Here is an 11146-nt window from a genome sequence, read left to right on the forward strand (position 1 = left end):
ACGCGGCAAGCGCGATACCCGCGAAAATGGGCAGCAGGGGTTTCAAGCGGTCTTCTCCCTTATTCTTTTGTTCTGGTTCGTGTCGGTCGTGCGGCGGCAGGCGAAGCTGTCGGCATGCTCGGGGTCGCCGCCGATATGGACGGCTCGCGCCGGGTAGGGGCAGAGCGGGCGGGTGGCGTTCGCCGCCGGATCGGTCGGGCGGGCAATCAACCGGTCGGGAGAGCGTCCCTGTTCGACCCACGCCTCGATCGCCTGCTGCGGATCGAAGCGCGTGAAGCCCGGACCGCCACCGCAATGGCCCATGCCCGGGGCAAGGAACAGGCGATACCAGTCGGCAGTCAGCATGCGAGCGGCGACGGCAGCATGATATTGCGTGGAATCGAGGGGCGACACCACCGGATCGGCCAGCCCGTGATAGTGGAGCAGCTTGCCTCCGGACGCGCGGAAGCGGATCAGGTCCGGGTCGACCGCGTCGATAACCGGCGACAGCGTGCGGCGAACGCGATCGAGGTCGCGACCGAAATCGAACCGCCACCACGACCATGCCGAATCGGCAAAGGCCCAGACCCGCCAGAAGCTGGTTCGCGCCGGCTGCGGTCGCCCGCCATCGGACAGATAGGCGGCCCAGCCCGCTTCGCTGCCCGGCAGCCACGGATTGGTGACCCGCGCGCCGCTGCGCGGGTCGACTGCGCCGCGATACATCCGGCGGGCGGCGGTGACCTGTTCGGCAGACAGACACGGTTCGGCCCGACCGGGTGCGCATGCCAGGACACCTGGATCGAAGCGGCAGGCGACGGGATCGTTCAGCCATGCATCGCTGGCAAGGCCGCCCGCGGCGGAACCGTTGCTGGCGCGACAGGTCGCCAGCGCCCCCTGTTGCAGCAACGCCAGTTCGCGCTGGCCGAGGATCGCGCGGGCATCGTCGCCCGCAGAATGGTTGGCACGATATTGCCACAGGAAAGCGGCATTCAGCCGGACCCGCGCCGCGCCCGGCGCGCCCGCGACGATCCCGTCGAAATCCCCCGGAAAGCGCTGCGCCTCCATCAGCGCCTGATGCCCGCCGGTCGAACAGCCGTTGAAATAACGGTAGCGCGGCGCCCGGCCATAATAGCGCGTGGTGACACGATTGGCGGCAACCGCACTCAGATGCAGCGCGCGCCAGCCCCAGTCGACGATCGCTTGCGGTCGCCCCAGCGCAAAATTAGGATCGTCGCCGTCATGACCGGTATCGGTCGCGACTACCGCCGCACCCCGCGCCAGTTGCTCGGTCATTGCCGTCAGCGGCAGCCGCGACGAATAGCCGCCGTTGCCGAGCATCACCATGCGCCCGCTCCACGTGGTATGCGGCGGCAACCACAGCTGATACCCGATCCGAGACCCGGCGACCGGCCGCAGCACGCCACTTACCCGGCAGATACCGTCGGCCTCGGTAACCGTCGTTCCCCGTCCCACCAGCGCGGCACAGGATCGGGCGGTCGCATCGACCGATCCGACCAGCAGTGCCGCGATCGCCGTGGCGATACCGGCAAGGCGGAAAGGGTCAGCGCAGGACATCGCTGGCCTCCGCCTCGGCGATGGTGCGGGCGGCATCCTCGGGCAGCAGCCAGCCATCGCGTACCTGCCGCCACGCAACGGCGCGGACCTGTGCGACGAAGCCTGCATGGTCGCGATATCGTGCCGTCAGCGACGGACGCGGATCGCCGCGCTGCCGCCGCTCCGCCTCGGTTCGGGCGAAGGGCACGAAGCCGCCGATAAAGCCGCACGACCCGCCACGACCATAGCCGGCGGTGCGGACGTTCCACCCGGTATAGGTACCGATCGGCACCGCCAGCGCAACCAGCGGGACACCCCCGACCTCGTTCCCGTCGCTGTCGACGCGCGGCACGCGGGCCGGCAGGATTTGGCGGACGCGTGGTGGCTGGCGCGACGCCACGCCGCTTTCATCGACATAGCGGAACTGCGGCCCGACGTCGTAATCGGGCATGCGGTTCAGCGCGGTCTGCGGCAACGGCACGCCCGGTATCGCCGGCCACCCCATCGCCGCAGCATCGGGCGGCACGAGCGTGCCGGCGGCGATCGTCGGATAGCGACTGTCGGGTGGCGCACGATCGTTGCGGACCCATTCGACCAGCCGGGCGAGCAAGGCCCGGCGTATATCGGCGGTCCGAACCGGGTTTAGCGGCAGCGCGCAAGGCGGATAGCCCGGCGGGATCACTTCACCGGTCAACGGAAAGCCGCCGTGCTGCGACCCGCCATGGGTGACCGATCCGAAGTAATAGCGCCGGACATCGGCCGGCAGCGGCAGGTCGCGGCGGGCATCGGTGCCGACCAGTCCCGGCGACAGGCGCAAGCCCCAGATTTCAGCCGACCCGATCGTCTCGACGATCTTTGGACAGGTGTTGCTCGCGCGGCACCGGTCGAGCAGGCTGGAGGTACCGCGCCCGCGCATGCGATCACGGTAGCGGCTCCACCACAGCGCACCTTCGCTGCCCAGTTCGAACAGGTCGGCGGCACCGCCTGGCACGGCGAAGCGGATGTTGAGCGGCACCTGCCGTGCGGCGATATCTGGGTTGGCGCCGTCAAATACCCGGCGCCGGGATTCATCGGCATTGAAGCCCAGATGCAGGAAGCTTTTGACGAAATTGCCCGATTGCGACGTGCCGGTAACGATCGGCCAGCGGACGAGACCGGCGACCGGATTGGCGGTACCATGATCGTCGCGCGATCCGTGCCGCAGGAACGCGACCAGATCGCGTACCGCCGCAAAACCGATACCCAGCACCTGCGGATCGCGTCCCGTATACAGCAGCGTATAGGCCCGGTCCGCGACGAAACCGCCCCGCACGCAGAGCTGCCGAGGGTCCGGCGTCCCCGGAAAAGGGCGGGTACGACAGTCTGCGAATGCCCAGTCACCCGCTGCGACCGGGACCAGCGGGGCGCTGTCGGCTGTCTGCGTCCACAACCGCGCCGCGCGGGTGTCGAGTGACACCGGCAGCGGGCGCGCGACCGGGCGGACGATGCCACCGACGATCGGCACGCTCGCGCTGCCTGCCGCGACGCCGACGAAGCGTTGCAGGACCGGCCCGGTTAGTCCGGCGGCGATCGGCACCGTCGCGGTCTGTACCCCCGGCTGCGGCGCGATATCGCCCTGCCAGCCGCTGACGACCCGGATATGACCGGCGGGGTCCGGTTCGATCCGGGCGTTGCCACGATTGGGCACGTCGTAGAACAGCACGCCGCTGGCCCGCGCCGGATCGTTCGGCCGGACGATCGCGAAGGTCGCGCTATAGGCCACCGTCCCGCGTGCGGTGCGCGGCGCCGCCGACAGGTCGGTGATGATGCGGTTGTGCGGATCGCGGGGGTCGAGTTCGCCCTCATAGCGGCCACGCAGCATAGTGAAGCCGTTGCCCGCCGCTTCGCTGCGCTCGACCACGATCCGCGTCACCCGCGCCTCGGCGATGGTCGGCAAGGCGATCAGCGTCAGCGCCAGCCAGCCCGCGCCCCTCATGCGTCATCCCCGATCTCTAAGGCGAGGAGATGCGCGCCCAGCGTCTTGCCATGGGCGTCGAGCGCCAGCGAACGGGTGACGCCGCCGCTCAACGCCCCCTCCAGCACGAAATTCAGCGCGCCTAGCTGCGGCAAATCGTAGCGGCGGACCGATCCGGCGGCCACGCTCAGCGCTGCACCGACCCGTGCCGCATCCAGCGCCCGCGCGATCCGTGGATAGTCGGCCGCGCGATAGGCGATGACCGAGATCTGCGAGATATCGCCTTTGTCGCCGGTGCGGACATGGGCCAGATCACGCAGCCGCATCGCCGGCCTCCACGATATGCACCTTGGCCGCGGTCGCGTCGCGGGGGATCAGACAGGACGCGATGGCGACCACCCGGCGGATGCCGCGGCTGACCCCGCCGCCGCCGAACGGCCCGTTGGTATAGAGCGCCTCGACCTCCGCGCCGATCGCCCGGGCGCCGGCCGCACTCGGGCTGCGTCCGACGATCCGCGCGCGAACCTCCCCGCCGCCGTCAGCATGGTCGTCCGCCGTCCGTGTCACAGCGTCGAGCCCTATGACGTCGCAGCGGATCTCGCGGATGTCCGCGCCGGTCAGCGCCAGTCGTTCGCGTACGATGTCGAGCGCCAGCCTCGCGCGCGCAACCGCGCCGGGGCCCGCATAGGAAATCTGCCCCTCGCCGATGAAGCCGTCGTCGTATCCGATCGATACCTTCAGCGACGCCGGCCGTGTCCGCCCGGCGCCGCCCGATACCGCGACCTGGTCGGTCGCGACCTGTTCGAAGCGCACCCGGCGGAAATCGGCGGTAACGTCGGCCTGGAGATAGGCGGCGGGGTCGAGAATCTCGTAGAGCAGTTGTTCGGTGCAGGTGGCGACCGACAACAGCCCGCCTGACCCCGCGACCTTGCCGAGCAGCGCATCGCCATTCGCATCGACATCGGCGAAGGGGAAACCGAGCCGGGCGAGGCCCGCCACGTCCTTGCGCCCCGGATCGGCGAAGTAGCCGCCGGTCAACTGCCCGGCGCATTCGAGCAGGTGCCCGACCAGCGTGCCGCGCCCGATCCGGTCCCAGTCGTCGGGCGACCAGCCGAAGCGGTGGATCATGGGTGCAAGGAACAGCGACGGATCGCCGACCCGCCCGGTGATGACGATGTCGGCCCCGGAATCGAGCGCGGCGACGATGCCGTCCGCCCCCAGATAGGCGTTGGCCGACACCATCCGGTCGCGCAGCGTGGCGACCGTCCCCGCCCCGTCGATCAGCGGCGGGTCGCTATCCGCCAGCACCGCCAGCACATCGTCGCCGGTAACTGCGCCGATCCGCAGGTCGGGGAGGCCTAGTTCGCGGGCGACGCGGGCGACGGCATGGGCGGCGGCGATCGGGTTCGCCGCGCCGGCGTTGGTGATAATCCTGACGCCCTGCGCGGCGGCGGCGGGCAGGACGCGCCGCATCCGTTCGATCAGCATCGGGTCGAACCCGTCCGCCGGATCGGCCTGTAACCGTTCCTGCGCAAGCGCGATGGTGCGTTCGGCAAGGCATTCGAAGACGAGGAAGTCGAGCTCGCCCCGTTCGACCAGTTCGATGGCGGGTTCGATCCGGTCGCCGGCAAAGCCAGACCCCGCCCCGATCCGCACGAAATGCCGTTGCGGTCGCTCGCTCATCATAGCGGGATCACCCCGATCAGCAGCGCGGCGACGGTCATCACCAGACTGGCGGCGAACAGCCATGGGATCGCGAACCTTTGGTGTGCGCCCAGTTCGATCCCGCTCAACCCCGCGACGAGGAAGGTGGCGGGCGTCAGCGGGCTAATAGGAAAGCCTGTCGTCATCTGCCCTAACAGCGCGGCGCGGCCGATCTCTTCGGGGCGGATGCCGAAGCCGGCACCCATTTCCGAGATCACTGGCAGCACCCCAAAATAGAAGGAATCGGGATCGAAGACGAGGCTGAGCGGCATCGCCACCACGGCGAGGATAGCGGCGAGATGCCCGCCGACGGCCGCCGGCAAATGGCCCGCGCCCGCTGCCGCCATCGCGCCGATCATGCCCGAACCGGTCATCACGCCGGTGAACACGCCCGCCGCCAGCAGGATGCTCGCCATCAGCAGTGCAGCATGGGCGTGCGCGTCGATCCGCTCGCGCTGTGCCTTGGCACCGGGATAATTGACCAGCAGTGCCAGCGCGGTACCGATCATGAAGACGACGACCGGTTCGACCAGCCCCGATATCATCGTGCCGACGACCGCGAGGGTCAGGACGACATTCACCATGAAGCGCCAGCCATGGACCGGCGCGGCCGCCGGCGGGGCGGGCGCATGTACGGCATCGCCGGCATCGAATGCCGGTGATCCGGTCAGCCGCACCCGCTCGCGCCGCCCCAGCCACCACGATGCTGCTCCGACGAACACCAGCCCGACCAGCTGCACCCCGATCATCGGCGTGAACAGCGTCGATGTCGGTACGCCGAGCGACGCGGAAGCGCGCAGGGTCGGCCCGGTCCACGGCAGGAAATTGACGCCCGCCGCCATCGATGCGGTGCAGGCCAGCACCCGGCGGTCCATTCCGATCCGGTCATAGACCGGGCGGAGCGCCGGGATGGTGACGAGGAAGCACACGGCGCCCGACCCGTCGAGATGGATGAGCAGCGCCAGCATCGCGGTACCGAGGGCGATCCGTTCCGGGCTGTCCCCGACCAGCCGCACAACGAACCCGACCAGTGGTGCCAGCAGTCCGGCATCGGTCATCACTCCGAAGAACAGGATGGCGAAGATGAACATCCCCGCCACCGGTGCGATCTTGCTCAGCCCTGTCAGGATGAACGCCGGCACCTGATCGCCCATGCCGACCAGCAGCGCCGCCCCGACCGGGATCAGGATCAGCGCGACCAGCGGCGATAGGCGATTGGACAGGATCGCCGCGAGCAACGCCGCGATCGCCGCCAGTCCGGTTAGTGCCAACATCCCCCCGACCCCGTTTCTGGTTTGAACTGGTCGCCTGCATCGTGGAGGCGATCGCGGTGCAACGACAAGTATCTAAAAATTGAACGTGACCTGCATCGTCGCCGTCCGTCCGAACGGGTTCGAATAGGCGCCGTTGAACGCGCCGTTTGACGTGATCGCGATCGGTGGGTCGCGGTCGAATAGATTGAGGATGGTGAGCGACGTGCGAAACCCGCTGAACGGGGTACCGGCATCCTTCAGATCGGCGGCATAGCCGAGCGTCAGGTCGACCGTCGTCCATGCATCGACCTTTTGCGGCGGGATCGACTGGCCGATCGGGCCCAGCGCCAAATCGTTCAAATAGGAACCGATATAGTTGACGAACGCATTGGCGCTGACCCCGCGATAGAGCAGCCCGAGCGAGCCGCGTCCGCGCCATTCGGTCGGCGAGTTGTAGAAGCCGAGCCGGTCGACGAACGGCGCGCCGGCAACGACCTGTTCCTCGTTGCTGATCGTCCAGCTGACCGCCGCCGACGCGTTCACGGTCAACGCGTCGAACTTGTGCAGGTAGTTTATCGACGCATCCAGGCCGTCCTGCCGGGTCGCGGCCAGATTGGCATTGCGCCCGTCGATCAGCACGTTGACCGCACACGGATTGGGCAGCGTACCATAGAGCAGCGTGCGGCTAAGATAGGTGCGCAGCACCGGATCGAAGGTTGCCGGATCAGTGTTCACGCAACCGCTCGGGTTGGCGATCGGCAGAATGAACTGGCTGTATCCGTTATAGCCGGGATAGGCGCCCGCCTGGAACGCTGCGATCGAATTGGGTTGCTGTATGCGGCCGGTATAGCGGATATTGTAATAGGTCGCCTCTGCGGTGAAGTCGCCGAGCTTCAGGTTGCCGCCGACCGACCAGTTGGTCGCCTTCTCCGGCTGCAATTCGGGGTTTGATCCGACAACCACGCCGATATTGGTGAAGCCGGGCCCTGCCCCGTTCACGACCCGCGGATCGTTGTTCGAGAAGGCGAAACCGCCCACCGCCGAATAGGAGAACAAGTTCACGTCGGGCAGCGACGGGGCCCGGAACGACGTGCCCCATGACCCTCGCAGGCTGAGGATGTCGCTCACCACCCACGTCCCGCCGATCTTGGGGTTGGAGGTCGAACCGACGTCCGAATAATCGTCGTACCGGATGGCGGCGTCGATAGTCAGGCTCTTGATAAGCGGGATGCCCATCTCCTCGCCGATCAGCGGGACATAGAGTTCTCCGAATGCCGACCAGATCGTTCGCGACAGGCGGCTGTTGTCAGCGGTGGTGTCGAGCAGAAACTGGTTGGTGGCGCTGCGGTTCGCGCCGTTGATGTTGAAGTTGTACTGCTTGTTGCGCTCACCACCGAACGCAGCGCGCACGCTGCCCGCCGGGACCGCGAACAGCGGGCCGTCGAACTTGACCAGCGCATTGTCCAAGCCGTTGCCGCTACGCTGGACATTGTCGCCGGCGATGGTGGCCAACTGCGCGGGCGTCAGCGCCAGCGCGCTTAGCGGATTGATCGCGCCCAGATTGATCTGATATTGCAGGGCATTGGGATTGATGTTGGTCCCGCTCTGGCAATAATTGCACGCCTCGTCGCGACCATAGGTGTAATAACCCTCCGCGCGCCAACTCCATGGCAGCTTCACCCGCGCTCCGGCGGTGATCGAATAGGTTTCGGACCGGTTGTCGAAGTTGCTCGAACCGATATCCTTTAGCGCGCTATACTGCACGTTCAGCGGCGCGTTCGCCGCGACGCCCGGGATGCCTGCGATATAATAGGGATTGCGCGTCGCCGTCACCGCGCCGCCTGCGTCGAACAGGAACGGCGACAACGTCACATTCTGCACCGCCGATGCCGGCGAGCGCGAGAAGGTGTGCCGGTTGGAATAGGTCCCCTGTACGAACGCCTCGATCGAGGGTCCGAATTCCTGGTTGGCGAACAGCGACACCTGATGCCGGTCCAGCCGCCCGGTATAGTCGTTATAATAGGCATTGTCGGTCAGGTTCGGCTGATTGACCAGTAGGTCGCCCGGCGTCAGGGCGACATTCGCCCCCTGCGGCAGCCCGTAGTAGGTATAAAAGCCGGCTCGCGGCAGCACCGGATTCTGCGATCCGTCGGCATTCTGGACATAGATATTGGCGGGGCCCGCCAGCGTGGCAGTCGTGCCGTTCAGCCGGTTGTCGGGTCCGCCGAACGGCCGCAGGTCGCTGAACAGGAAGCGGTTCTTCGCGCGCAGGAACGGGTCGCGATGGGTATATTCGTAACTGACCAGCACGTTGCCCGCGCCGAGGCCGCCTAGACCACTCCACGTCGTGCCGGCGGTGATCGACGGCTGAATCTGGAACCCGCCCGACTGGTTCGTCACGCGGTTCGATGCTTCGATCCCGTCGAAATCCTTGCGCAGCACGAAATTGACCACGCCTGCCACCGCGTCCGAGCCATAGATGGCCGATGCGCCATCGGCGATCACCTCAATCCGAGCGACGGCGGCGATGGGCACCTGATTGGCCTCGGTAAAGTTCGAGGCAGCGCCGGTACCGACCACCCGGTGGCCATCAACCAACGTCAGCGTCGCCTGTGCACCCAATCCGCGCAGGTTGATTGCCGATCCCTGTTGCGAATTATACGACCCCTGCGTTCCGCCTTCGCGGAAATCGCCGAGATTGCGAACCTGCGGCAGGGTGTTGACCGCGTCGGCGACCGACGCGACACCGCTGGCGATGATCGTCTCGCGCGTCAGCGTTACCGCCTCGCTACCAACCGCCTTCACGCCCGAGATATTCGTACCGGTTACGACGATATCGGCGCCTTCGCCGGTCCGGGCATCGTTCGACAGCGCGCCCTGCTGATCGACATCGTCGCCAGCGTCTCCCGCAACCCCGGTCGGGGCGTTAAGCGATCCCGTGCTGCTCGCACCGGCTGCCGGGTCCTGCGCGCTGCTCGTCTGCGCGGGATCGATCGTAGGCGCCTGCTGGCCGGCGGAGCCATCCTGCCCGCCGATGACCGATGTGCCGGCGATGGCCGGCGATGTGAGCCCGAGCGCCAAGGCGGTCAGGCTGATGCGCGTGAAACGAGTCTTGCGACCTTGCATGGAAACCTCCCCTGTGAGGACGGCCGACTGGACATCGGCTCTTGTCGGATGGTCCGGCTCTTGGCGCCGGCTTCGTCCGCTCGACGGTTTATCAATCGTTCGATATGATTATAAAAATAGAATGTTGGCATCGATTGATACGTAAAGCTGATCGATGAATGGAGAGGACCGGATGAACCGTACCCCCAGCCTGACGACGCTGCGACTGTTCATGGCGGTCGCCCGCACGCGCAGCTTCAGCGAAGCCGCCCGGTCAGCGAACCTTTCGCAACCGGCACTCAGCCGGACGATCCGGTTGATGGAAGAGGATCTGGGCGTCCGTCTGTTCGATCGCAGTTCACGCCGGGTCGAACTGACGAGCGCGGGTACGATACTGGTGCCAACGGTCGAGCGGCTGATCGCGGACTTCGATCATGCATTCGCCACGCTATCGAAGGATCTGACCGGCATGCGCGGGCGGATCGTGATCGGCGCGCTGCCGTCCTTCGCCGCCGCTTCCTTGCCGCGCGCCATCCGGGACTACATCGCGCGCAGCCCGTCGGTCGACATCGTGATCCGCGACGACATCGCCGGCAAGCTATACCGCCAGCTTCGAGACGGCCAGATCGATCTGGCCTTCGTTACTGAGACGGACGAACCCGATTACCGGTTCGAGCCGCTATTGTCCGATCGCTGCGTCCTTGCATTCCAGTCGGGATCGCGATTCGACGTTCCGGGTGAAGCGCCGTGGTCGACGCTTGCGGACGCACCCTTTCTGGCAATGGCGACCAGCAGCAGCGTACGGGTCATGTCCGACGCCGCGCTGCTGCGCGCCGGGATCTCGGTCCGCCCCTTGTACGAAGTTTCGCAATTGGTGACGATGGGCGGCCTGCTTGCCGCCGGGTTAGGCGTGACCGTGTTGCCTCACTCTACGATCACTATGCTTGCGAACCCTGCGGTTGTCTGGCGCCCGCTGGAGGGGCCGATAGTCGAGCGCAAGATCGGTATCGCATATTTGCGCCACCGTTCGCTATCGCCGGCCGCCGCCGCCTTCCTGTCGCATTGCAGGTCGCTTCATCGCGACGGGCAACTCGTTCCAAGGGAACGCTAAAATCTCCATTCTACACCCATTTGACCGATACGCCGACGCTTACGGATATAAAGGTCGCTCGTGACGGCGCTGCCCACAGCCAGATCCCTATGCGGGATAATTACATCGTGATGGTTGAGCTAACAGCATCCTGACGTGGGACGACCCTGCCCCTTTAAATGAACGAACGTCCGCTTCCGCGCGATCGCCACCCCAAAGCGGACTGACGGCTTTCCACCAGAAATGCAGGCGTTCCGCTTCCAAATTTGTCGCCCTCCCCTCCCCTATCGATTTACCTCATGATCTATGAGGTAGGTTTTAGGCACACCCTTAGAAAACTACCTCAGGCGGGTCTTTTACCGTGGAGAGTTAGCTTAAAAAACCAGAGCCAATTTCAGGCCTAGGTGTTTAGTCCCGGCATCTGGTGGATCGGGTTGACGATGAACCGGTCTGGCTCTGACGTCCAGATCTTGGCGATGTATTCGTAGGGCGTGAGGCCGCTGAGTG

The 11146-nt window shown here is 66.2% G+C and carries 7 protein-coding genes and 1 pseudogene; 1 reads left to right on the forward strand and 7 read right to left on the reverse strand.

The genetic code is table 11. The features are described from left to right. Positions 1 to 42: 42 nt before the first annotated feature. The 6 genes from ASE90_RS07215 to ASE90_RS07240 all read right to left on the reverse strand — a co-directional run bounded on the left by ASE90_RS07215 (position 43) and on the right by ASE90_RS07240 (position 9570). Positions 43 to 1554, reverse strand: coding sequence for a tannase/feruloyl esterase family alpha/beta hydrolase (locus tag ASE90_RS07215; RefSeq protein ID WP_055998387.1), 1512 nt, complete (start codon positions 1552 to 1554; stop codon positions 43 to 45). After that, positions 1541 to 3508 carry an alpha/beta hydrolase domain-containing protein gene (locus ASE90_RS20115; protein WP_055998390.1) on the reverse strand — a complete coding sequence of 656 codons (1968 nt, stop codon included), beginning with the start codon at positions 3506 to 3508 and terminating at the stop codon, positions 1541 to 1543. Before ASE90_RS20115 ends, ASE90_RS07215 begins: the two co-directional genes overlap by 14 nt. Then, positions 3505 to 3813 (reverse strand): hypothetical protein, encoded by a 309-nt coding sequence (locus ASE90_RS07225; RefSeq protein WP_055998393.1) that lies wholly within the window; start codon positions 3811 to 3813, stop codon positions 3505 to 3507. Before ASE90_RS07225 ends, ASE90_RS20115 begins: the two co-directional genes overlap by 4 nt. Then, positions 3800 to 5170 carry an acyclic terpene utilization AtuA family protein gene (locus tag ASE90_RS07230; protein ID WP_055998396.1) on the reverse strand — a complete coding sequence of 457 codons (1371 nt, stop codon included), beginning with the start codon at positions 5168 to 5170 and terminating at the stop codon, positions 3800 to 3802. The genes ASE90_RS07225 and ASE90_RS07230 overlap by 14 nt, the downstream gene beginning before the upstream one ends. Then, positions 5170 to 6465, reverse strand: coding sequence for a CitMHS family transporter (locus ASE90_RS07235; RefSeq protein WP_055998399.1), 1296 nt, complete (start codon positions 6463 to 6465; stop codon positions 5170 to 5172). The genes ASE90_RS07230 and ASE90_RS07235 overlap by 1 nt, the downstream gene beginning before the upstream one ends. 72 nt (positions 6466 to 6537) lie before the next feature. Then, entirely contained in the window at positions 6538 to 9570 is a 3033-nt protein-coding gene (locus ASE90_RS07240) for a TonB-dependent receptor plug domain-containing protein (protein ID WP_055998402.1), read from the reverse strand. Positions 9571 to 9742: 172 nt separating this feature from the next. Between ASE90_RS07240 and ASE90_RS07245 the strand changes: the two genes are divergently transcribed. Next, complete coding sequence (locus tag ASE90_RS07245; RefSeq protein WP_055998404.1) at positions 9743 to 10660, forward strand: LysR family transcriptional regulator; 918 nt, start codon at positions 9743 to 9745, stop codon at positions 10658 to 10660. Positions 10661 to 11039: 379 nt separating this feature from the next. Here ASE90_RS07245 and ASE90_RS19620 read toward each other — a convergent pair. Beyond that, a pseudogene (locus ASE90_RS19620) lies at positions 11040 to 11146 on the reverse strand (IS481 family transposase); the annotation flags it as partial.

Source organism: Sphingomonas sp. Leaf67 (assembly GCF_001421965.1).
GTDB lineage: Bacteria > Pseudomonadota > Alphaproteobacteria > Sphingomonadales > Sphingomonadaceae > Sphingomonas.